Below are 22,177 nucleotides of genomic sequence, written 5' to 3'. Positions count from 1 at the left end.
CTGAGCCGGATCCGCAACCGGCGCGCGAGGAAGCAGGCGATTTCGTGTGGCGGGCCGCGGCCTACGGGCTCGGCGGGCCGTCCACACCGTGCACTCCGGTGCCATTGCGCCGCGCGCGCCGGCCTGGCACCGTGGGCCGATGCTGAACGAAGTGGCCGAGGGTGTCTGGGTGCGGCAGAGCACCTGGGTCTGGAGCAACACCACCGTGATCCGCGCCGACGACGGCCTGCTCGTGGTCGACCCCGGCATCGAGGGCGCCGAGCTGGACGAGCTCGCCGACGACCTCGACCGGCTCGGCGCGCCCGTGGTCGCCGGGTTCTGCACGCACCCCCACTGGGACCACCTGCTCTGGCACCCCCGCTTCGGCGACGTCCCCCGCTACGCCACCGCCGCCTGCGCCCGGATGGCCGGGGAAGTGCGGGAACGGGCGCAGGCCATGGCCGCCGAGACCGCGACCGGTGTCCCGCTCGACGTCATCGCGCTCCTCACCCCGCTGCCGGCCGACGGCAACCCCGTCCCGGGTGAGGTCGTCGAGCACGACGCGCACGCCGTCGGGCACGCCGCGCTCCTGCTCGCGGACCGCGGCGTGCTGCTCGCCGGGGACATGCTCTCCGACGTCCTGATCCCGCTCCTCGACCCCCGCCGCTCCGGTCAGCAGGCCGCCTACGAGGCCGCGCTCGACGTGCTCGAAAAGGCCGCCGAGCACGTCGACGTCCTGATCCCCGGTCACGGGGCCGTCGCCACGGGACCGGAGATCGCGGCCCGCTTCGCCACCGACCGCGCCTACCTCGAAGCGCTCGGGCGGGGCGAGGAACCGGAGGACGAGCGGTGGGGGAAGCGCCGGTAGCTCAGAGCGTCAGTCCGGTCAGGACGGTCACCCGCTCCTCGGTGAAGTCCGCCATCGCCGACGCCGGGCCCTCGCGGCCGACGCCGGAGTCCTTCACGCCGCCGTAGGGCATCTGGTCCGCGCGGAAGCTCGGGACGTCGCCGACGAGCACGCCGCCGACCTTCAGCGCCGCCGACACCTCGAACGCCGTCGGGAGGTCGCGCGTGAACACGCCCGCCTGCAAGCCGAAGCGCGAGGCGTTGATCCGGGACACGCCGTCGGCGACCGAAGCCACCCGGACCAGCGAAACCACCGGCCCGAACACCTCCTCGGCCATCACCGACGCGTCCTCCGGGACGTCCGCCAGGACGGTCGGCTCGACCGTCGCGCCCGACCGCCCGCCGCCGGTGAGCAGGCGGCCGCCCGCCTCCACCGCGGCCGACACCCACGATTCGACGCGCGAAGCCGCGTCGGTGGTGATCAGCGGGCCGACGTCGACGCCGTCGGCGCGCGGGTCGCCGGTCCGCAGCGCCTCGACCTGCTCGAGCACCTTCGCGGCCAGCGCGTCGAACACCGAGTCGTGCGCGTAGACGCGCTGCACCGAGATGCAGGACTGGCCGGCCTGGTACATCGCGAACGTGGCGATCCGCTGCGCCGCGAAGTCGAGGTCCGTCCAATCCGGACAGACGAGGACCGCGCCGTTGCCGCCGAGTTCCAGCGCCACGTGCTTGCGCGGGACGCGGTCGCGGATGGCCCAGCCGACCGGGACCGAGCCGGTGAACGACACCACCGGCAGCCGCGGGTCCTCGACCAGCCGCGACGACGTCTCGTTGTCCACCGGCAGGATCGACCACGACCCCACCGGCAGGTCCGTCTCCGCCAGGATCTCGCCCAGCAGCAACGCGGTCAGCGGCGTGGCGGGCGCGGGCTTGAGCACGATCGGCGCACCGACCGCGATCGCCGGCGCCACCTTGTGCGCCACCAGGTTGAGCGGGAAGTTGAACGGCGTGATGCCGAGCACCGGGCCGCGGGACACCCGCCGCACCAGGGCGATCCGGCCGGTGCCGCCCGGGTCGGTGTCGAGGCGCTGCAGCTCGCCCGAGAACCGGCGCGCTTCCTCCGCGGCCCAGCGGAACGTCGAGACCGCGCGGCCGACCTCGCCGCGTGCCCACTTCAGCGGCTTGCCGGATTCCGCCGTGATCAACGCGGCGATCTCTTCGGACCGCTCGCCCAGCGCGCGGGACACGTGGTCCAGCGCGCCGGCGCGGACGTGCGCGGGCAGCGTCGCGAATTCGTCGGCGACGTCGTGCGCGGCCTGCACCGCGGCCTCGACGTCCGAGGCGGAAGGCACGAAGTGCGAGCCCGCGGAGGAACCGTCGTAGGAGTGCCGGACGTCGGCGGTCGAGCCGCCGGTCACCGGCTTTCCGGCGACCCAGAACGGGAAAGTCATGCGAGAGCCTCCGTGCGGACAGCGTGCTCGAGGACCGAGAGGCCCTCGTCGAGCAGGTCGTTGGACAGGGACAACGGCGGCAGCAGCCGGACGACGTTGCCGTAGGTGCCGCAGGTCAGCACCACCACGCCGGCCCGGTGGCAGGCCGCCGCGACGCGCTTGGTCAGGTCGGCGTCGGGTTCGGTGGTCCCCGGGCGCACGAACTCCGCGGCCAGCATCGCGCCGCGCCCGCGGACGTCGCCGATGACACCGGTCTCGGTGGCCAGCGCACGCAGCCGAGGCAGCACAACGCCTTCGATGCGCTTCGCCGACGAAGCCAAGTCCTCGTTCTTCATCGTCTCGATCGAGCCGAGCGCGGCGGCGCAGGCGATGGGGTTGCCGCCGTAGGTGCCCCCCAAACCGCCAGCCGCCACCACATCCAGGAGTTCCGCGCGGCCGGTGACGGCGGACAGCGGCAGGCCGCCCGCGATGCCCTTCGCCGTCGCGATCAGGTCCGGCACGACGTCCTCGTCGGTGGAGGCGAACCAGGAACCGGTGCGGCAGAAGCCGGTCTGGACCTCGTCGGCGACGAACACGACGCCGTTTTCGCGGCACCACGCGGAAATCGCGGGCAGGAAGCCGCGCGCGGGCTCGATGAACCCGCCCTCGCCCTGGATCGGCTCGAGGACCACCGCGGCGACCTGGTCGCCGCCGATCTGCTTCTCGATCCGGTCGATGGCCAGCGCGGCCGCTTCGGGGCCGGACAGGCCGTCGCGGTAGGGGTAGGAGCCCGGCACGCGGTAGACCTCGGGCGCGAACGGGCCGAAGCCGTGCTTGTAGGGCACCGATTTCGCGGTCATGCCCATCGTCAGGTTGGTGCGGCCGTGGTAGGCGTGGTCGAACACGACGACGGCCTGGCGCCCGGTCGCCGTGCGCGCGATCTTCACGGCGTTCTCGACGGCTTCGGCGCCGGAGTTGAACAGCACGGACTTCTTCGCGTGGTCGCCCGGCGTCAGCTCGGCCAGTGCCTCGCAGACCTCGACATACCCTTCGTACGGCGTGACCATGAAACAGGTGTGGGTGAACCAGCACGCCTGCTTGCGGACGCGGTCGACGACGGCCGGCGCGGAGTGCCCGACGTTGGTCACCGCGATGCCGGAGCCGAAGTCGATCAGGACGTTGCCGTCGGCGTCGGTGAGCAGCCCGCCGCTGGCGGAAGTGACGTAGACGGGCAGCACCGAGCTGACCCCGGCGGCGACGGCGTTCGCTCGGCGCTCCTGCAGCTCGCGCGAGACGGGGCCGGGGATCTCGGTGCGCAGCCTGCGCTGCCGGGGCGCCGGGGCCTGCGGCTCGGCGGTGGTGCTTGCGGTCACGGCGTGCTCCTGCGGACGCGGACGGGGGGACGTCCTCAGGATGAGTGCCGCGGCGACCGCCGTCAGCTGGCCGTTCTGGCCAATTCGGCGCGTACACTTGTCCGTTGTGGCACTCACGCTGGCCGGACTGGCCGCCGAGCGCCCGCTGGGACTGCGGGCGCTGACCGGCGATGATCTCCTGGATCGCCCGATCGGGTGGGTCCACCCGACGGAGCTGACGGATCCGCAGGCGTTCCTCGAAGGCGGCGAACTGCTACTGACCACCGGGCTGGCCCTGGACGAGGAGACGTCGCCCGCCTACGTGCGGCGGCTGGTGGCCGCGGGGGTCGCCGGGCTCGGCTTCGGCGTCGGGCTGAGCCACGACGCCGTCCCGCGGTCGCTCGTGGCGACGGCGGCCGAGGTGGGGCTGCCGGTGCTGGAGGTGCCCCGCGAGACGCCGTTCATCGCGATCACGCGCGCGGTTTCGCGAGCGGTGGCGGCCGACGAGTACGCGGCGACCGTCCGGATCGGCCGTGCCCAGCAGGAACTGACCCGCACGGCGGTCGGCAAGGGCGGCCCGGCCGGGGTGCTGCGCAAGCTGGCGAAGCTCGTCGACGGCTGGGTGCTGCTCTTCGAGCGCACCACGGTCGTCGAGGCCGCTCCGGCGAACGCGCGGGCGTACGGCGCTTCGCTGCGAGAAGAGCTGGAGCGCCTTCGCACCGGCACACGGGTTGTCGTCCTCGACGGGCAGGAAGTCGTGCTGCAGACGCTCGACACGAGCGCACGCCGGGTGCTCGCCGTCGGGGCGTCGCTCGACACGGCGGGGCACCACATCGTCAACACGGCGGTTTCGGTGCTTTCCCTGGCGCTGGAACAGGATCGCGCGCAGGCCGCGGCGCGCCAGGCGTTGCGCACCGGGGTGCTGGAGCTGCTCGTCGGCGGCCAGGACGAGCTGGCGCTGCGGGTGCTGACCGCGTCCGGGGCCGAGCCGCCATCCGCGCCGTGGTCGGTGCTGGCGTTCACGGGCGCGCCCGCCGCGCGGCGCAAGCTGCTCGGCGCGCTGGAGAGCGAGCCGGTGTTCGCGGCGCGCCGGGGTCCGTCGGTGGTCGCGTTCGGCGCGCCCGACGTCGTGACGGACGCGGCGCTGCGGATCGGCGGCCTGCACGGCGGGCTGGCCGGGCCGGTGTCCCCGGCGGGTTTCGCGGCCGGTCTGGAACAGGCGGAGCTGGCGGCCGGGGTGGCCGAGGCGGAGGGCAAGTTCCTGGTGTCGGCGGCCGAGCACACGGGCCGCGGCCTGCTCTCGCTGATCGAACCCGCGGTGGCGCAAGCGTTTGCGCGTGGGCTGCTCACGCCGTTGCGGGAGCACGACGAGACCGGCCGCGGCGACCTGGTGGATTCGGTGCGCTGCTGGCTCGAGCACCACGGCCACTGGGACGTCGCCGCCGCGCGCCTCGGCGTCCACCGGCACACGCTGCGGAACCGGATCAAGAAGGCCGAGGAGCTGCTCGGCCGGGACCTGGACTCACCCGGCGTCCGCGCGGAACTCTGGGTCGCGCTCCAGGCTCGTGAGTGAGAAACAGGGTGCTAACCCTGGTTCTCACTCACGAGCACGATGGGGGAGTCGCCGCAGCGGCGCAGCGTCGGGCCGGGTTCCGCGCCCGCGGACCACCAGGCCGGGACGCCGGCCTCCCGCACCAGCGAGCCCGTCGGCTGCCGCACGCTGTTGGAGACGATCACCCGCCCCTGCGCGTTCAGCAGCGCCGCGCCGCGGCCGAGCGCGCGTAGCCGTGGCCGCACCGCCCGCTCGAACTCGCGCACGTAGACGTCCGCGCCCACCACGCCCGCGAACGACCCGGAAAGCATCACCGGGATCGTGAACGTCAGCGTGTACTCGTCGGTGCACAGGTAATCCACGTACGGGCCGTTGATGTGCCGCCGCCCGGTGTCGCGCGGGACCGTGAACCACGACTGGCGCGTGTAGTCCAGGAAGTTCTCCGCGGCCGGGTCCAGGCTGATGAACAGCTGCGACGGCGGCGAACCGGCCGTCCACCACTCGAAGCCGAACTCGGAATCGGTGAGCACGCGGGGCGCGCTGACGAACCCGGCGCCGATGATCAGGCCGCCCAGGGCTTCGGTGACCTGGGGGCGGATCCGGTGCAGGGCCGCCGCCGACGGGGCTTCCGCCAGCACCGACTCGGCCGCCGCGTGCAAGGGCTTCAGGCGTTCGAAGACCCCTTCCACCAACGCCGAGACCTGCTCGACGACCTCGTCGCCGGCCAGCGTGCGGGTGTCGTTCACGGTGCTCACCTCGATGCGCGGAGTAATGCGGAGTTTAGGGGGCGAGCAGGCCGAGGTGCACGTCCGCGAGCCGGTCGAGTGCGCCGAGGAGGTGCTCCTCGGTGAGTTTGCGGGCCAATTCGCCGTCGGCCGCGTCGATCGCGGTGGTGATCGCCGCGTGCTCCGCGCAGGAGTGTGCCCCGGGTTCGAACGGCAGCCACAGCAGGCCGCCCAATTCGCTTTGCAGGTGGACTTCTTCGTGCGTGAGCCGCGGGGACTGCGCGGCCGCGGCGACCTCAAGGTGGAACTGGCGCTCGGCCCGCGTGAAGTCGATGCCGTGCGCCGTGCGGAGGTCGTCGGTCGCCAGCCGCAGCCGGGCGATGTCCTCCGGGGAGCTGCGTTCGGCGGCCAGCTTCGCGGCGGCGCCGGCGATCGCGAGGTAGTGGTCGCCGACGTCCCGGAGGTCGGACAGTGACACTTCGCGCAGCCGCGCGCGCCAGGCGTCCGACGGCGGGTCGGCCGGCGCGCGGACGAAGCTGCCGCCGCTGCGGCCCCGGCGCGTCTCGACCAGCCCCTGCTGCCGCAACGCCACGAGCGCTTCCCGGACCGTCACGGTCGAGACGCCGAACTGCGCGGCCAGGTCGGCCTCGCTGGGCAGCTGCTCTTCGTCGGCGAGGAAGCCGAGCGTGATGGCGTCGACCAGCCGCGCCGCCACCGCTTCCGCCCGCCCGACCTGGCCGAGCGGCGCGAACATGGCGGACCGCGCGCTGTGCGACATGCCCTGGCGCATCGTGCCCCTTCGCGTCGGCGACTACCCGTTCGCACCAATCTTGCCTGATCCTCTTGTCCTATTACATATGGACTTATATGTTTTAGCCCCGCCAGCACCGAGGAGACAACCGTGCAGGAGCTGAAGCACTACATCGGTGGCGCGTACGTCGAGTCCGAATCGGGCCGGACCGCGGAGATCGTCGACCCGGTCACCGGGCGGCCGTACTGCACCGCCCCGATCGCCGGGCCCGAGGACGTCGACCACGCGCTGCGGGTCGCCGCGACCGCGTTCGAGACCTGGCGCGAGACGACGCCCGCCCAGCGCCAGCTCGCGCTGCTCAAGATCGCCGACGCGCTCGAAGCCCGCGCGGACGAGATCGTCCGCGTCGAGTCCGCGAACACCGGCAAGCCGATCGCGCTCACCACGGCCGAAGAGATCCCGATGGTCCTCGACCAGGTCCGCTTCTTCGCCGGGGCCGCGCGCGTGCTCGAAGGCCGCTCGGCCGGCGAATACCTGGAAGGCCACACGTCCTTCGTCCGCCGCGAGCCCGTCGGCGTGTGCGCGCAGGTCACGCCGTGGAACTACCCGCTGCTGATGGCCATCTGGAAGATCGCGCCCGCGCTCGCCGCCGGCAACACCGTCGTGCTCAAGCCGTCCGACACCACCCCGGCGTCGACGCTGCTGCTTGCCGAGATCGCCGGCGAGTTCCTGCCGCCGGGCGTCTTCAACGTGATCTGCGGCGACCGCGACACCGGCCGCGCGCTGGTCGAGCACGACATCCCCGCGATGGTGTCGATCACCGGCTCGGTCCGCGCCGGCATCGAGGTGGCTCGCAGCGCTGCGAACGACGTCAAGCGCGTGCACCTGGAGCTGGGCGGCAAGGCGCCGGTCATCGTGTTCGGCGACGCCGACCTCGAAGCCGCCGCCGAAGCCATCGCCGCCGCGGGCTACTTCAACGCGGGCCAGGACTGCACCGCCGCCACCCGCGTGCTGGTCGCCGACGACGTCCACGACACCTTCGTCGCCGCCCTCACCCGCCAGGCGCAGGCCGCGAAGACCGGCAAGCCCGACGACGAAGACGTCGCCTTCGGCCCGCTCAACAACGCCGACCAGCTCGCGAAGGTGGCCGGGTTCATCGACCGGCTGCCCGGCCACGCCACCGTCCACTGCGGCGGCCATCGGGTCGGCGACGAAGGCTACTTCTACGAGGCCACCGTCGTTTCCGGGCTCGGGCAGGACGACGAGCTGAGCCAGCAAGAGATCTTCGGCCCGGTCATCACCGTCCAGCGGTTCTCCGGCGAAGCCGAGGCGCTGAAGGCCGCGAACGCCGTGCAGTACGGGCTCGCGTCCTCGGTCTGGACCCGCGACCACCAGCGCGCCATGCGCCTGTCGGCGAAGCTCGACTTCGGCTGCGTCTGGATCAACACGCACATCCCCCTGGTCGCCGAGATGCCGCACGGCGGGTTCAAGAAGTCCGGCTACGGCAAGGACCTCTCGCTCTACGGCCTCGAGGACTACACCCGCGTCAAGCACGTGATGAGCGCACTGTGAGGCTCGCGATGCCCAACCAAGCACCGTCCGAGACGCGGGACGAGCCCGCGCCGCCCGGAAGCACGGGCCCGGCCATCCGGCTTTCCGGGCTGCGCAAGCACTTCGGCGACGTCCACGCGGTCGACGGCGTCGACCTCGACATCCCGCCCGGCGAATTCTTCTCGATGCTCGGCCCGTCCGGCTCCGGCAAGACGACGGTGCTGCGCATGATCGCCGGGTTCGAGCTGCCCACTGAAGGCACCATCGAGCTCGAAGGCCGGGACGTCAGCCGGCTGGCGCCGTTCGAGCGCGACGTCAACACGGTGTTCCAGGACTACGCGCTCTTCCCGCACATGTCCGTGCTGCAGAACGTCGAGTACGGCCTGAAGGTCAAGCACGTCCCGAAGCAGCAACGCCGGGAGCGCGCGCTCGAAGCGCTGAAGACCGTGCGGCTGGCGGACTACGGCTCGCGCAAGCCCGCGCAGCTGTCCGGCGGGCAGCGCCAGCGCGTCGCGCTCGCCCGCGCGCTGGTCAACCGGCCCAAGGTGCTGCTGCTCGACGAACCGCTCGGCGCGCTGGATCTCAAGCTGCGCCAGGCGATGCAGCTCGAGCTCAAGCAGATCCAGCGCGACGTCGGCATCACGTTCGTCTTCGTCACCCACGACCAGGACGAAGCCCTCACCATGAGCGACCGCATCGCGGTGTTCAACGACGGCCGGATCGAGCAGGTCGGCCCGCCCGAAGAGGTCTACGAGCGCCCGGCGAGCGCGTTCGTGGCCGGCTTCGTCGGGACGTCGAACCTGCTCGGCGGCCGCGGGGCCGAAACCGTCATCGGCCGGCCGGGGCTGTTCAGCATCCGGCCGGAGAAGATCCGCATCGACGGCGAGCTGTCCGAGCCCGCCGCGGTGGGGGACACCAGCGCGACCGGCACGGTCACCGACGTCGTGTACGCCGGCGCGACCGTGCGGTACGCGGTCGCGCTCGACGCCGGCGGACAGCTTTCGGTCGTCCAGCAGAACACCGAAGGCGCCTTCGCGGACGGCCGCGTCCGCCTCAGCTGGCGGAACGAACACAGCTTTCAAGTCCAGTAGTACCTCGAAAGGGTTGCCATGAAGAACAGGAAGACGCGGCTCGCCGGGCTCTTCGGCGCCAGCCTGCTGTTGGCTGCATGTGGCACGTCGGGCTCGAACTCGGCCGCGCCGCCCGGCGCGCAGGGGTTCACCCCGCCGAAGCTGGAAGCGCTGAAGGCGCTCGGGCAGCCGGAAGGCGCGCTGAACGTGCTCGCCTGGCCGGGGTACGCGGAGAACGGTTCGAACGACCCGAAGGTCAACTGGGTGACGCCGTTCGAGCAGCAGACCGGCTGCAAGGTCAACGTCAAGCCGTTCGGCACGTCCGACGAAGCCGTGACGCTGATGAAGACCGGGCAGTACGACGTGATCTCGGCGTCCGGTGACGCGTCGCTGCGCCTGGTCGCTTCCGGGGACGCCGAGCCGGTGAACACCGCGCTGGTGCCGAACTACGCCGACGTCCAGCCGTTCCTCAAGGACAAGTCGTGGAACAGCGTCGGCGGCGTGTCCTACGGCATCCCGCACGGCTGGGGCGCCAACCTGCTGACGTGGCGCACCGACAAGGTGACGCCGGCGCCGACGTCGTGGTCGGTCATGTTCGACGCGAACTCGCCCTACAAGGGCAAGGTGATCGCGTACGACTCGCCGATCTACATCGCCGACGCCGCCCTGTACCTGATGGCGCACCAGCCGGACCTCGGCATCAAGAACCCGTACGCCCTGGACGACAAGCAGTTCACCGCCGCGGTGAACCTGCTCAAGCAGCAGCGTCCGCTCGTGAGCGAGTACTGGTCGGACTACCTCAAGGAGTCGCAGGCGCTGAAGAACGCCGACGCCGTCGTCGGCACCGCCTGGCAGGTCACGGTCAACCTGACCAAGGGCGAGGGCGCGCCGCTGGAGTCGGCCGTGCCGAGCGAGGGCGCGACCGGGTGGTCGGACACCTGGATGGTCGCGGCGAAGTCGGCGCACAAGACGTGCGCGTACAAGTGGCTCGACTACATCGTCAGCCCGAAGGTCAACGCCCAGGTCGCCGAGTACTTCGGCGAGGCGCCGGCGAACCCCAAGGCGTGCGCGGAGATGACCGACAAGACCCTCTGCGACACCTACCACGCCAACGACGCCGGCTACGCGTCGAAGATCGCGTACTGGACCACGCCGATCCAGCAGTGCCTCGACGGCCGCACGGACGTCAAGTGCAAGGACTACGGCGAGTGGACAAAGGCCTGGACCGAGATCAAGGGCTGACGGTGACATGACCGCGCTCTCGGCCTTCTTCTACCGGAAACCCAAGCTTCGCCTGGGTTTCCTGCTCTCGGCGCCGCTGCTCTGGCTCGGCCTGGCCTACCTGGGCGCGCTCGCCGCGCTGTTCGTCACCGCGTTCTGGCACACCGACGCGTTCACCGGCCAGGTCGCGATCGAGTGGTCGCTGGACAACTTCAAGACGCTGTTCAGCGACGCGGTGTACCGCACGATCACCTTCCGCACGGTCGGGATCGCGGCGCTGGTCACGGTGATCGACGCCGTGATCGCGTTCCCGATGGCGTTCGCCATGGCCAAGCTCGCTTCGCCGCGGGCGCAACGGATCCTGGTGATCGCGGTGATGACGCCGCTGTGGGCGAGCTACCTCGTCAAGGCGTACGCGTGGCGCTCGATGCTGTCCGGAAACGGCGCGCTGAGCTGGCTTTCGCCCGGGTACGGCGTCACGGCCACGATCATCACGCTGTCCTACCTGTGGCTGCCGTACATGATCCTGCCGATCTACGCGGGCCTCGACCGGCTGCCGGATTCGCTGGTGGACGCCTCCGGTGACCTGGGCGCCCGTTCGTTCCGGACGTTCCGCTCGGTGATCCTCCCGCTGACGTTCCCGGCGATCGTGGCCGGTTCGATCTTCACGTTCTCGCTGTCGCTGGGCGACTACATCGCGGTGAAGATCGTCGGCGGCACGTCGCAGATGCTCGGCAACGTCGTCTACGACAACATCGGCGCCGCCAACAACCTCCCGTTCGCGGCGACGGTGGCGACCGTGCCGGTCGTGATCATGCTCGTGTACCTGGCCGCGGTGCGCCGCACCGGCGCGCTCGACAACCTCTAGGAGCCCTCGGTGCGGACGTCTCGGGCACTGCTGTGGACGGCGCTGGGCCTCGGCCTGGCGGTGATCTACTTCCCGCTGGTGGTGGTGCTGCTCAACTCCTTCAACGCGGACACGACGTTCGGCTTCCCGCCGACCCGCTTCACGCTGGAGTGGTGGAGCCGCGCGGCTTCGAACGACGGCGCCCGGCACGCGCTGTGGACGAGCGTGGAGGCCGGCCTGGCGGCGACGGCGATCGCGCTGGTACTCGGCACGATGGCCGCGTTCGCCCTGCAGCGCTACCGGTTCTTCGGCCGCAACCCGGTGTCGCTGCTGATCATCCTGCCGATCGCGCTGCCCGGGATCGTGACGGGCATCGCGCTGAACAACGCGTTCCGCACGATCCTGGGCATCGACCTCGGCCTGCTGACGGCGATCATCGCGCACGCGACGTTCTGCATCGTGGTGGTGTTCAACAACGTGGTCGCCCGCCTGCGCCGGATGGGCGGCAACCTGGAGGAAGCGTCGATGGACCTCGGCGCGACGGGCTTCACGACGTTCCGCCTGGTGACGTTCCCGATGCTGCGCTCGGCGTTGCTGGCCGGCGGGCTGCTGGCGTTCGCGCTGTCGTTCGACGAGATCATCGTGACGACGTTCACGCTGGGCACGGGCATGGAGACGCTGCCGATCTGGATCTACAACAACCTGTTCCGGCCGAACCAGGCGCCGATCGTGAACGTCGTGGCGGCGGTGCTGATCGTGGCCTCGACGGTCCCGGTGTACCTGGCCCAGCGCTTGTCGGGCGACACGGCGTCGGGCGGGCGGCTCTAGTGGTGATGTCCAGGGACGTTGTCCCGGGTCGAGGCGACCTGCGGCGGCCTGTCGTGCAGACAGGTGAAGGCCTCCGGATGTGAAGTGGAGCTGTCCGGGAACCGCTTCACCCACCGGAGGCCTTCGTGTCCCACCCTGGCCCCACACACCCGCTTGCGACTCGCTCGCCTGATCGTCGAACAAGGCTGGAACTGCACCGACGCGGCGAAGATGTTCATGGTCGCTGCGAAGACCGCCGCGAAGTGGGCCGACCGCTACACCACCGAAGGCAGGGCCGGGATGGCTGATCGCAGCAGCCGCCCACACCACAGCCCGAGCAAGACCTCGCCCGTGCTGGTGCGGCAGATCGCGCGACTGCGGTGGCGGCACCGGCTGGGCCCGGTCCAGATCGCCGGCCGGCTCGACCTGCCCGCATCCACCGACTCACCCACATCGACCGGGTCATCGGCGAACCCCTGCGCCGCTACGAACACGCCTGTCCCGGATCGCTGATCCAGGTCGATGTCACCGAGTTCGGCAACATCCCCGACGGCGGCGGGCACCGCTTCGCCGGACGCGCCAAGGCGAGCGCAACAAACGCGCCACCCCGGGCTGCCCCGCGGTGCCGACCGCACGCCCCGCACCGGCATGCTGCACACCGTCATCGATGACCGCTCCCGCGTCGCCTACGCCGAAATCCACACCGACGAAACCGCAGCCACCGCCACCGCGCGCCGGGCAGTGGCCTGGTCCACCGACCGCGGCGTCCTGCACCAAGCTGGGGATCGCCCCGAAACGTACGCGGCCTTACCGGCCGCAGACCAACGGCAAGATCGAACGGTTCCACCGGACACTGGCCGAGGGATGGGCCTACGCCCGCTTCTATCCCTGCGAGCAGCGCTACCGGGCTAGCTGTACTTCTGCAATCACCACCGACCCCACAGCTCAGCCGGCGGCAAGCCGCCGGTCACCCGGCTGACCGACCTCCCCGGACGTCACATCTAGTGGACCGACCGGATGGTGCCGCCGTCGACGCGGATCGTCGCGCCGCTGACGTAGTCCGCCGCCGGGCTCACCAGGTAGCCGACCGCGGCCGCGATCTCTTCGGGGCGGCCGAAGCGGCCGACGTCGTTGGGTACCAGCTCCTGTGCCGCGCGCTCTTCGATCTCCTCCCACGAGCTGCCCCAGCCGTGGTCCGGGGCGATGCCGGTGAGCAGCTCGCGCACCGAGTCCACCAGGATCGCGCCGGGGGAGACGACGTTCGACGTCACGCCGGTCCCGGCGAGTTCGCGGGCCAGTGACACCGCGAGGTTGTGCCGCGCGGCGAGCGTCGCGGTGTAGTGCGGCTGCGTCGCCATCGGCTGGATCGCCAGGCCGCCGCCGATCTGGACCACCCGGCCCCAGCCGCGCGAGCGCATGCCCGGCACGAACCGGTGGACCATCCGCACCGCGGAGACGACGTTCGCCTGGTACATCGCGCTCCAGGCCTCCGGCGTCGCTTCGGTCCAGGAGAGGTGGTCGTACGCGCCGGCGTTGTTGACCAGGACGTCGACCTCCCCGGTGGCCGCCGCCACGGCGTCGGCGCCCGCGTCGGTCGACAAGTCGCCCAGTGCCACGCCCGCCGCGCCGATCTCTTCAGCGACCTTTCCGGTGCGGGCCGCGTCCCGGCCGTGCACCACCACCGAGGCACCTTCCGCGGCCAGCAGCCGGGCGATCGCCTCGCCGAGACCCGCGCTGGAACCGGTGACCAGAACTCGCTTGCCGGCCAATTCGAGGTCCACTGTGCACTTCCCATCATGTCTACACTCGTATACTTACGAACCAAGTCTACACTCGTATACATGAGAGCCCGCAACGCCGCCGCCACCCGCGAAGCGATCCTGAACTCCGCGCTCGAAGCCTTCACCCGCGCCGGGTACGACGGCGTCGGCGTGCGCGAGATCGCCGAGTCCGCCGGGGTCACGGCGATGCTCGTGAACCGCTACTTCGGCTCGAAGGAGGGGCTCTTCGCCGAGGTCGTAGAGGCGGCGATGGCCGAGCGGACCGTGCTGACCGACGACCCCGCGACGCTCGCCGCGGACCTCGCGGCCGCGCTCGTGCGCCGGACCGGCCCGGACGCCGGGCGGCTCGACCCGTTCCTGCTGATGCTGCGGTCCGCGCCCAACCCGCGCGCCGCCGAAATCCTGCGCGCGGGCATCGAGCGGCACGTCGAAAAGCACCTCACCGACGTCCTCCCGGCGACGGCGGGCACCGAAGGTCCGGCGCTGGTCCTGTCCGTGATCGCCGGGTTCTGGGTGCTGCGCACGCTCATCGGCAGCACCGAGCTCGCCCGCGCCGACGAAGCCGTCGTCAAGCGCAAGCTGGAGAAGGTGTTCGCCGTGCTACTGGCGGAATGAGTCCGTCGCCGCCCGCAGAGCCGCGAGCACGCCCGGGTCGGTCACCGCGTGGCCGGCGCCTTCCAGCAGCTTCAGCTCCGAACCCGGCCACGCCTGGTGCAGCTCGTACGCCGTGATCGGGGGACACACCGTGTCGTAGCGGCCCTGCACGATGACGCCCGGGATGCCGGCCAGCTTGCCCGCGTCGCGGACCAGCTGGCCGTCGGCGAGCCAGGCGCCGTGGCGGAAGTAGTGGACGGCGAGGCGGGCGAAGGTCAGCGCGAACGCCGGTTCGGCGTACTGGCGGACGAAGGAGTCCTGCGGCACCACCGAAACCGTCGCCCCCTCCCAGGTGCTCCACGCGATCGCCGCGCGGTGCCGGACCTCCTCGGACGGGTCTTCGAGGAGCGTGGCGTACGCCGCCAGCGGGTCGTCGCGGAGGGAAGCCGGGAGCGGGGCGAGGAAGGCCTCCCACTCGCGCGGGAACAGGTTGGCCGCGCCGCCGCGGTAGATCCAGTCGAGCTCGCTCGGGCGCACGGTGAACACGCCGCGCAGGATGATTTCGCTGACGCGCGAAGGGTGCGTCTCGGCGTAGGCGAGGGCGAGCGTCGCGCCCCACGAGCCGCCGAAGAGCTGCCAGCGGTCGATGCCGAGGCGTTCGCGCAGGAGTTCCATGTCGGCGACCAGGTGCCACAGGGTGTTGGCGCGCAGGTCGTCCGCGCCCGGCGTCGACTGCCCCGACCCGCGCTGGTCGAACAGGACGATCCGGTACGCCGCGGGGTCGAAGTGGCGCCGGGCCATCGGCGCGATCCCGCTGCCGGGGCCGCCGTGCAGGACCACCACCGGCTTGCCGCCGGGGTTGCCCGCTTCCTGGCACCGGATCCGGTGGCCGTCGCCGACGTCCAGGAACCCTTCGGCGCGCGGGGGGATCGGCGGGTAGAGCTCGTCCATGCCCGTCACTGTGCCGGAGGGCCCCGGCCGTCGCCCCGACACCCCGCCGCCAGGGGCCGGGACGACGACCAGGAAAGGTGGGAGCCCGCCCCCGCCGCCGGGCTGAGCGGGCTCCCGCTCGGGGGGCGTCAGCCGCCGCGGGGAAGCGTGGTCCGAAGAGAGGCGCCGTCGGGGTGGTCACGACGGCCGGCGATCCGCACCCGCATTCCCGTCCTCCTCGTCGAGGTTCGTTCCGTTGCGTCGTGGCGGCGACGGGCTAAACGCTAAGCCACGAGCCGAACACCAGTCAAGAACATGATTGATGTTCATGCATGTGAACGCCCGCTGTGAGGACGCTGAGTGCGCCCATCCCCCTTGCCCGGGGTTAACGAATGGGCCGGTACTTTCCGGTGTCGGCCTTGCTCGAAAAGGGGACGGAAAGGCACGGAATGTCCGCGGTGACCTATGTCGAGGCGATTGTCGTCGGCGCCTTGCAAGGGGTGTCGGAATTGTTTCCGGTGTCCAGTCTCGGCCACAGCATCCTGTTGCCCGCCTGGCTCGGCGGACAGTGGCAGCGGGACCTGAGCATCGGGAAGGATTCGCCGTACCTCGCGGTGCTCGTGGCGATGCACGTCGCCACCGCGCTCGCGCTCGTCCTGTTCTTCCGCAAGGACTGGATCCGGATCATCGGTGGCCTGTGGACGTCGATCCGCCACCGCGAGGTCCGCACCCCCGACCAGCGCCTCGCGTGGCTGCTCGTGCTCGCCACGATCCCGGTCGGGCTGGCCGGGTTGCTGTTCGAAGGACTGCTGCGCGACTTCCTCGGCAAGCCCGTCCCGGCGGCGATCTTCCTGACGCTCAACGGCGGGGTGCTCTACGCCGCCGAGAAGTTCTCGCACAAGAAGCCGCCGGGCGACGACGACACGGTGGACTTCTCGGCCGAAGAAACCCTCGTCATGCGGGCGGTCACGGTCGAGGAGAAGACCGACGTCCGGCTGGCGAAGCTGGGGGTGGGCGAGGCCGTCCTGATCGGCGCGGCGCAGATCTTCGCGCTACTGCCCGGCATCAGCCGCTCGGGCATCACGATGGTCGCCGGCCTGCGCCGCGGCCTGGGTCACGAAGACGCGGCGCGCTTCGCGTTCCTCCTCGCCACGCCGGTGATCCTCGCTGCGGGCGTGCTCAAGATGCCGACGCTGTTCGCCCCGGAGAACCACGCTTCGCTCGGCCCCGCGCTCGTCGGCAGCGTCATCGCCGGGATCGCTTCGTACATTTCTGTCCGGTTCCTCACCGGATACTTCGAAACGCGCACTCTGACCCCGTTCGCCATTTACTGCGTGCTCGCCGGAATCGGCAGCCTGATCTTCTTCGCCGTCTGACGTGCCGCTGACGCTCGACGCCCCGGCCGTCCTCGGCGTACTGGTCCTCGGCACGTTCTACGTCCGCGCGGCCCGCCGCCTCGACTGGCCGCCGGGCCGCACGACGGCGTTCCTCACCGGACTCGCGACGATCCTCGTCGTCACGTGCTCGCCGCTGGCGGTCTACGACCGGACTTTCTTCTGGGTCCGCGCGGTCCAGACGGTCACGCTGCTCATGGTCACGCCGCTGCTGCTCGCGCTGGGCGCCCCGATCCGCCTCCTGCTCGACACGCGGCCGGCGGTCCGGCTGCGGCGCCACGGCCGCGGGAAGGTGGCGCGGGCGCTGACATTCCCGCCGGTCGTCACGCTCACCCTGGTCGTGCCGGTCCTGGTGCTCTACCTGACCCCGCTCTACGACCTCACGCTGCGCTCGGCGGTGGCGGATGGCCTGGTCCGGCTCGCGCTCGTCCTGTCCGGCTTCACGTACTTCTGGACGCGGCTGGGGCTCGACCCGACCCCGCGGGCGGACCCGCACCTGGTCTCGGTGTGGATCGCGTTCACCGAGGTGATCTTCGACGGCGCGCTCGGTCTCGTCCTGTGGCTCGGCCCGCTGCTCGCGCCCGCGCACTACGCGGCCGCGCACCCCGGCCACGGCCCGGACCCCCGCACCGACCAGATCATCGGCGCGGGGGTGCTGTGGATCGGTGGTGACGTCGCCGGCTTGCCGTTCGTCGTCGCGTTGTTCGTCCGGTGGGCCCGCGACGACGAACGGCGCGCGAAGCAGATCGACGTCCAGCTGGACGAAGCGCCCGCGACCGGGTTGTGGTGGGAGAACGACCCGGCCCTCGCCGAGCGGTTCAGGAACCGGGGTTAGTCGTGGAACGCGTGCTCCGGCGCCGGGAACTCGCCACGGCGCACGTCCTCGGCGAACGCCGTCGCCGCGTCCTGCAGCACCGTCGCCACGTCGGCGTAGCGCTTCACGAACCGCGGCGCCTTGCCGCGCCGGAGCCCGGCCATGTCCTGCCAGACGAGCACCTGGGCGTCGCAGTCCGGGCCTGCGCCGATGCCGACCGTCGGGATCTTCAGCTCCGCCGTGACGCGCTTCGCGGCTTCGGCGGGCACCATCTCCATCACCACCGCGAACGCCCCGGCCTCCTGCAGCGCCAGCGCGTCGGCGAGCAGCACGTCCGCTGCTTCGCCGCGCCCCTGCACCCGGTAGCCACCGAGGTTGTGCTCACTCTGCGGGGTGAACCCGATGTGGCCCATCACGGGCACGCCCGCCGACGTCAGCGCCTCGACGTGCGCGGCGAACCGCCGCCCGCCTTCGAGCTTCACGGCGTGCGCGCGGCCCTCCTTCATGAACCGCACCGACGTCTCCAGCGCCTGCTGCGGCGAGAGCTGGTAGGAGCCGAACGGCAGGTCGGCGACCACGAGGGCCCGCTTGACCGACCGGGTGACGGCCCGGACCAGCGGCAGCAGCTCGTCCACCGTCACCGGCAGCGAAGTGTCGTAGCCGAACACGTTGTTGGCCGCGGAGTCGCCGACGAGCAGCACGGGGATCCCGGCCTCGTCGAAGAGCGCCGCGGTGTACATGTCGTACGCGGTGAGCATGGGCCACGGCTCGCCGCGTTCCTTGAGCTCACGCAGGTGGTGCACGCGCACCTTGCGGCCCGTCGCCGGCTTGGTACCGGGTCCGGTGCCGTAGGGGGCCGCTTCTTCGGCGGGCCCGTTCGCGCTCGGGGGGTCCAGGGGGGCTTGCCCTCCGGCTGGGGTTCGGGGCTCGGCCCCGAAGGGCACCGTGGCAGACATCGTCGTCGACCGTCCTTCCCTCGAGGCCTCGGTGAGGTCCCCGGGTCGTGGAGCAGGGGCGTCTCAGAGCGTGGCACGCGCGCGTGCGGGCCCCCAACCTCGTGGGACCAGCTTCACACCCCCGGGGACGACGCACCGTCAACCTTCAGGTTGATGCCCGGGGACAACCAACCTGTGTTCACTGACGTCAAGAAGACGGTATGAGCACCGATCGGCCGCGAAAGGCGACGAAAGCAACGATGGGAACCCTCGCGAGCACACGCCCGCGCCTGCCCGTGTGGAAGGCGAAGGCGGGCGGCATCGTCGCGACCGTGGTCCAGCTGGCCGCGGTGTTTTCGGTGATCCTCCTCTTCACGAACGGCCCGCACGGGCGCCTGCTCAACGCCATCGACATGGCGTTCTCCGGCCTCAGCGTGCCGACCAGCGCGAGCCTGGTCATGGTGCTGCTGCTCGTGGTGCTGGGCGGGGCGCTGCGCCGTCGCAAGGCGGCGGCGCTGTACACACTGGTGCTGTTCCAGGTCGGCGGCCTGGTGCTCACCCTGGCCCTGCAGGCGACGCTGCTGTGGTCACCCGAGCTGCTGACGCTCGGCCCGAAGCAGGTCCGGCACATCCCGGCGCAGCTGTGGGTGCTGACCGTGGCCGACGTCGTCTCGATCGGCCTGATCGTGCTTCTGCTCGCGCTGCGCCCGGCGTTCCCGGCCCGGCTCGCGCCGAGTGCCTGGCGGGACGGCCTGACCGTGCTGTTCGGCGGGTTCGCGGCGGTCATCCTGGTCGGCTGGGGGCTGGCGGAAGCGTTTCCCGGGCACCTCGGTGACACGTGGGAGCGCTTCGCCTGGGTCGTGAACCACGCCACCGGCGAGAACCTCCAGCTGCGCCGGATCGGCGTCGGCGACGGCCCGGGCTGGCTGGACGTCCTGATCGACCTCAGCGCGACGGCGGTCGTCACGGCGGCGCTGTACATGCTCTTCCGCGGGGTCCGCAGCCGCCGCCTGCGCACCGACGACGAGGAGCTGCGCGTGCGCGAGCTCCTGGCCGAACACGGCGAGGACGACTCCCTCGGCTACTTCGCGACCCGGCGCGACAAGAGCGTCGTCTTCTCGCCGAACGGGCGCGCGGCGGTGACCTACCGCGTGCTCGGCGGCACCAGCGTCGCCAGCGCCGACCCGATCGGCGACCCCGAGGCGTGGCCGGACGCGGTCCGCGCGTGGCTCGACGAAACGCGCCGGTACGGCTGGACCCCCGGCGTGCTCGGGGCGAGCGAGAGCGGCGCGAAAGCGTATACCGACGCCGGCCTGCGGGCGCTGGAGATCGGCGACGAAGCGGTCCTCGACGTCCGCGAGTTCAGCCTCGCCGGCCCGGAGCGGCGCTCGGTCCGCCAGGCCGTGAAGCGCATCGAGCGCGCCGGCTACACCTCGCGGGTCCGCCGCCACGGCGAGATCCCGGAAGCCGAAATGGCCGGCCTGCTGGCCCGCGCCCAGGCCTGGCGCGGCGCCGAGACCGAACGCGGGTTTTCGATGGCGCTGGGCCGGCTCGGCGACGCCAGCGACGGCCGCAGCGTGATGGTCGAGGCCTACGACGCCCGCGGCGACCTGCGCGGCCTGCTCTCGTTCGTCCCTTGGGGCCGCCGCGGCCTCTCGCTGGACCTCATGCGCCGCGACCGCGACGCCGAGAACGGCCTCAACGAGTACATGATCGCCGAGACCGTCGCGGCCGCGCAGCACCTGGGCGCGCAGCGGATCTCGCTCAACTTCGCGATGTTCCGCGCGGTGTTCTCCGAGGGTGAGCGCATCGGCGCCGGCCCGGTGCTGCGGGCCTGGCGCGGCATCCTGAGCGTCTTCTCGCGCTTCTTCCAGCTCGAGTCGCTGTACCGGTCCAACGCCAAGTACGGCCCGGACTGGGTGCCGCGGTTCCTCTGCTACTCCTCGGCCCGGCGGCTGCCGCGCGTCGGCATCGTCGCGGGCGCGCTCGAAGGGTTCGTCCCGACCGGCCGGGCGCGGTCGCTGCGCCTGGAGACGGTCGGCGACGACTTCGTCGCCCGCGCGAAGGAGATCGAGGAGTCGGCGGCGACGCCCGTCCCGAAGCAGGTGCGGCGGCCCGAACAGGTCCGCGTCCGCATCGCCAAGCTCGCGAAGCTGCGCGAAGCCGGGATCGACCCGTACCCGGTCGGGTTCCGCCGCGACGACCACATCGGCGACGTCGTGCGGAAGTTCGGCGACCTGGCCCCGGACACCACGACCGGGCACCGGGTCCGGATCGCCGGGCGCGTGCTGAACCTGCGCATCCTCGGCGGGCTGTGCTTCGCCCGCGTCAAGGACTTCAGCGGCGAGATCCAGCTGATGCTGAGGGTGGACGAGCTCGACCTCACGCGCTGGCGGACCGGCGTCGACCTCGGCGACCACGTCGGCGTCAGCGGCCAGGTCGTGACGTCGAAGCGCGGCGAGCTCTCGGTGCTCGTCGACGAGTGGACGGTCACCGCGAAGTGCCTGCACCCGTTGCCGGACAAGCGGAAGGGGCTCACCGACCCGGAGACGCGGGTGCGGCAGCGCTACCTCGACCTCGCCGTCAACCCGGACTCGGCGAACATGCTCCGGCTGCGCTCCACCGTGGTCCGCGCGGTGCGCGACCGGCTGCACCACGCCGACTACCTCGAAGTCGAAACGCCGATGCTGCAGACGGTGCACGGCGGTGCCAACGCGCGTCCGTTCGTCACCCACATCAACGCCTACGACATGCGGATGTACCTGCGGATCGCGCCCGAGCTGTACCTCAAGCGGCTGTGCGTGGCCGGCGTCGAGCGGGTCTTCGAGCTCAACCGCAACTTCCGCAACGAAGGCGTCGACGCGACGCACAACCCCGAGTTCACGATGCTCGAGGCGTACCAGGCCTACGCGGACTACGACACGATGCGGACGCTGACCCGCGAGCTGGTCCAGCACGCGGCCGAAGCGGCGTACGGCGCCCAGGTCGTGCGGCGCCCGGACGCCGACGGCAACGTCGTCGAGCACGACATCTCCGGTGACTGGCCGGTGATCCCGGTGCACGAAGCCGTCTCGCGGGTCTTCGGCGAGCGCATCGACTCCGGGACGTCGGTGGGCGAGCTGCGGCGGCTCTGCCTGGCCGCCGGGGTGCCGGTGGGGGAGGACCCGAGCCACGGCGACCTCGTGCTCAAGGCGTTCGAGCACCTCGTCGAGGGCGCGACCGTGCTGCCGACGTTCTACACCGACTACCCGACCGACGTCTCGCCGCTGACCCGCCAGCACCGGACGGACCCGCTGCTGGCCGAGCGCTGGGACCTCATCGCGTTCGGCTCCGAGGTCGGCACGGCCTACACGGAGCTGACCGACCCGATCGAGCAGCGGCGGCGGCTGGAAGCGCAGTCCCTGCGCGCGGCCAGCGGCGACGTCGAGGCGATGGAGCTGGACGAAGACTTTCTGCTCGCCCTGGAGCACGGCATGCCGCCGTCCGGCGGCCTCGGGCTGGGCGTCGACCGGCTGCTGATGATGCTCACCGGGGCGTCGATCCGCCAGACGGTCCTCTTCCCCTTCGTCCGTCCGCAGGCGTAGCGAGTCAGGCGACC

18 protein-coding genes and 1 pseudogene are annotated in these 22,177 nt (G+C 71.5%); 12 read left to right on the top strand and 7 right to left on the bottom strand.

Annotation, left to right across the window (positions count from 1 at the left end):
• Positions 1–139 precede the first annotated feature (139 nt).
• A complete protein-coding gene (locus tag MUY14_RS30810) occupies positions 140–847 on the top strand; it encodes an MBL fold metallo-hydrolase (RefSeq protein WP_247014416.1) in 708 nt (235 codons plus the stop codon).
• Position 848: 1 nt separating this feature from the next.
• Here MUY14_RS30810 and MUY14_RS30805 read toward each other — a convergent pair whose 3' ends face one another.
• Together MUY14_RS30805 and gabT are read right to left on the bottom strand one after the other, a co-directional pair.
• Entirely contained in the window at positions 849–2,276 is a 1,428-nt protein-coding gene (locus MUY14_RS30805; protein ID WP_247014415.1) for an aldehyde dehydrogenase family protein, read from the bottom strand.
• Entirely contained in the window at positions 2,273–3,628 is a 1,356-nt protein-coding gene (gabT, locus tag MUY14_RS30800) for a 4-aminobutyrate--2-oxoglutarate transaminase (RefSeq protein ID WP_247014414.1), read from the bottom strand. The genes MUY14_RS30805 and gabT overlap by 4 nt, the downstream gene beginning before the upstream one ends.
• Positions 3,629–3,734: 106 nt before the next feature.
• On the opposite strand from gabT, the gene MUY14_RS30795 reads away from it, so the two are divergent.
• Positions 3,735–5,180, top strand: a complete 1,446-nt coding sequence (locus MUY14_RS30795) for a PucR family transcriptional regulator (RefSeq protein ID WP_247014413.1) — start codon at positions 3,735–3,737, stop codon at positions 5,178–5,180.
• A gap of 11 nt (positions 5,181–5,191) precedes the next feature.
• Here MUY14_RS30795 and MUY14_RS30790 read toward each other — a convergent pair whose 3' ends face one another.
• Both MUY14_RS30790 and MUY14_RS30785 read right to left on the bottom strand, forming a co-directional pair.
• Positions 5,192–5,905: a cache domain-containing protein gene (locus MUY14_RS30790; protein WP_247014412.1), complete on the bottom strand. Its 714-nt coding sequence runs from the start codon at positions 5,903–5,905 to the stop codon at positions 5,192–5,194.
• Between the two features lie 34 nt (positions 5,906–5,939).
• Positions 5,940–6,674: a FadR/GntR family transcriptional regulator gene (locus tag MUY14_RS30785; RefSeq protein ID WP_247014411.1), complete on the bottom strand. Its 735-nt coding sequence runs from the start codon at positions 6,672–6,674 to the stop codon at positions 5,940–5,942.
• Between the two features lie 111 nt (positions 6,675–6,785).
• Between MUY14_RS30785 and MUY14_RS30780 the strand changes: the two genes are divergently transcribed.
• The 6 genes and pseudogenes from MUY14_RS30780 to MUY14_RS30755 all read left to right on the top strand — a co-directional run bounded on the left by MUY14_RS30780 (position 6,786) and on the right by MUY14_RS30755 (position 13,136).
• On the top strand, positions 6,786–8,207 hold the full coding sequence (locus MUY14_RS30780; protein WP_247014410.1) for a gamma-aminobutyraldehyde dehydrogenase: 1,422 nt from the start codon (positions 6,786–6,788) through the stop codon (positions 8,205–8,207).
• Between the two features lie 8 nt (positions 8,208–8,215).
• Complete coding sequence (locus tag MUY14_RS30775; protein WP_247014409.1) at positions 8,216–9,277, top strand: ABC transporter ATP-binding protein; 1,062 nt, start codon at positions 8,216–8,218, stop codon at positions 9,275–9,277.
• A gap of 18 nt (positions 9,278–9,295) precedes the next feature.
• Positions 9,296–10,498, top strand: coding sequence for an ABC transporter substrate-binding protein (locus tag MUY14_RS30770; protein ID WP_247014408.1), 1,203 nt, complete (start codon positions 9,296–9,298; stop codon positions 10,496–10,498).
• Between the two features lie 7 nt (positions 10,499–10,505).
• On the top strand, positions 10,506–11,345 hold the full coding sequence (locus MUY14_RS30765; protein ID WP_247014407.1) for an ABC transporter permease: 840 nt from the start codon (positions 10,506–10,508) through the stop codon (positions 11,343–11,345).
• 9 nt (positions 11,346–11,354) lie between these two features.
• Positions 11,355–12,152 (top strand): ABC transporter permease, encoded by a 798-nt coding sequence (locus tag MUY14_RS30760; RefSeq protein WP_247014406.1) that lies wholly within the window; start codon positions 11,355–11,357, stop codon positions 12,150–12,152.
• A 135-nt stretch (positions 12,153–12,287) separates the two neighbouring features.
• A pseudogene (locus MUY14_RS30755) lies at positions 12,288–13,136 on the top strand (leucine zipper domain-containing protein).
• On the opposite strand, the gene MUY14_RS30750 reads toward MUY14_RS30755, so the two are convergent.
• On the bottom strand, positions 13,133–13,912 hold the full coding sequence (locus MUY14_RS30750; protein WP_247014405.1) for an SDR family NAD(P)-dependent oxidoreductase: 780 nt from the start codon (positions 13,910–13,912) through the stop codon (positions 13,133–13,135). The pseudogene MUY14_RS30755 and the gene MUY14_RS30750 overlap by 4 nt on opposite strands.
• A 60-nt stretch (positions 13,913–13,972) precedes the next feature.
• Here MUY14_RS30750 and MUY14_RS30745 point away from each other — a divergent pair, with 60 nt between their 5' ends.
• Positions 13,973–14,527: a TetR/AcrR family transcriptional regulator gene (locus MUY14_RS30745; RefSeq protein ID WP_247014404.1), complete on the top strand. Its 555-nt coding sequence runs from the start codon at positions 13,973–13,975 to the stop codon at positions 14,525–14,527.
• Here the strand turns inward: MUY14_RS30745 and pip are convergent.
• Positions 14,513–15,457 (bottom strand): prolyl aminopeptidase, encoded by a 945-nt coding sequence (gene pip / locus MUY14_RS30740; protein ID WP_247014403.1) that lies wholly within the window; start codon positions 15,455–15,457, stop codon positions 14,513–14,515. The genes MUY14_RS30745 and pip overlap by 15 nt on opposite strands.
• A 428-nt stretch (positions 15,458–15,885) precedes the next feature.
• On the opposite strand from pip, the gene MUY14_RS30735 reads away from it, so the two are divergent.
• On the top strand, positions 15,886–16,812 hold the full coding sequence (locus MUY14_RS30735) for an undecaprenyl-diphosphate phosphatase (protein WP_247014402.1): 927 nt from the start codon (positions 15,886–15,888) through the stop codon (positions 16,810–16,812).
• Between the two features lies 1 nt (position 16,813).
• A complete protein-coding gene (locus tag MUY14_RS30730) occupies positions 16,814–17,665 on the top strand; it encodes a cytochrome c oxidase assembly protein (RefSeq protein WP_247014401.1) in 852 nt (283 codons plus the stop codon).
• Here the strand turns inward: MUY14_RS30730 and panB are convergent.
• Positions 17,662–18,600 (bottom strand): 3-methyl-2-oxobutanoate hydroxymethyltransferase, encoded by a 939-nt coding sequence (gene panB / locus MUY14_RS30725; protein ID WP_396126598.1) that lies wholly within the window; start codon positions 18,598–18,600, stop codon positions 17,662–17,664. The genes MUY14_RS30730 and panB overlap by 4 nt on opposite strands.
• A gap of 239 nt (positions 18,601–18,839) precedes the next feature.
• Between panB and lysX the strand changes: the two genes are divergently transcribed.
• Positions 18,840–22,163 carry a bifunctional lysylphosphatidylglycerol synthetase/lysine--tRNA ligase LysX gene (lysX, locus tag MUY14_RS30720; protein WP_247025319.1) on the top strand — a complete coding sequence of 1,108 codons (3,324 nt, stop codon included), beginning with the start codon at positions 18,840–18,842 and terminating at the stop codon, positions 22,161–22,163.
• Positions 22,164–22,177 lie beyond the last annotated feature (14 nt).

The sequence above is a fragment of the Amycolatopsis sp. FBCC-B4732 genome (assembly GCF_023008405.1).
Taxonomy (GTDB): domain Bacteria; phylum Actinomycetota; class Actinomycetes; order Mycobacteriales; family Pseudonocardiaceae; genus Amycolatopsis; species Amycolatopsis pretoriensis_A.
Note: the sequence above shows the minus strand (reverse complement) of the source record. Positions and strands in the feature narration are given on the sequence as shown.

Bases quoted from the DNA above. Each gene is read 5' to 3' on its own strand.
- MUY14_RS30810 (WP_247014416.1), top strand. From the start codon at position 140: ATGCTGAACGAAGTGGCCGAGGGTGTCTGGGTGCGGCAGAGCACCTGG.
- MUY14_RS30805 (WP_247014415.1), bottom strand. From the start codon at position 2,276: ATGACTTTCCCGTTCTGGGTCGCCGGAAAGCCGGTGACCGGCGGCTCG.
- MUY14_RS30785 (WP_247014411.1), bottom strand. From the start codon at position 6,674: ATGCGCCAGGGCATGTCGCACAGCGCGCGGTCCGCCATGTTCGCGCCG.
- MUY14_RS30775 (WP_247014409.1), top strand. From the start codon at position 8,216: ATGCCCAACCAAGCACCGTCCGAGACGCGGGACGAGCCCGCGCCGCCC.
- MUY14_RS30770 (WP_247014408.1), top strand. From the start codon at position 9,296: ATGAAGAACAGGAAGACGCGGCTCGCCGGGCTCTTCGGCGCCAGCCTG.
- MUY14_RS30765 (WP_247014407.1), top strand. From the start codon at position 10,506: ATGACCGCGCTCTCGGCCTTCTTCTACCGGAAACCCAAGCTTCGCCTG.
- MUY14_RS30745 (WP_247014404.1), top strand. From the start codon at position 13,973: ATGAGAGCCCGCAACGCCGCCGCCACCCGCGAAGCGATCCTGAACTCC.
- pip (WP_247014403.1), bottom strand. From the start codon at position 15,457: ATGGACGAGCTCTACCCGCCGATCCCCCCGCGCGCCGAAGGGTTCCTG.
- MUY14_RS30735 (WP_247014402.1), top strand. From the start codon at position 15,886: ATGTCCGCGGTGACCTATGTCGAGGCGATTGTCGTCGGCGCCTTGCAA.
- panB (WP_396126598.1), bottom strand. From the start codon at position 18,600: ATGTCTGCCACGGTGCCCTTCGGGGCCGAGCCCCGAACCCCAGCCGGA.
- lysX (WP_247025319.1), top strand. From the start codon at position 18,840: ATGGGAACCCTCGCGAGCACACGCCCGCGCCTGCCCGTGTGGAAGGCG.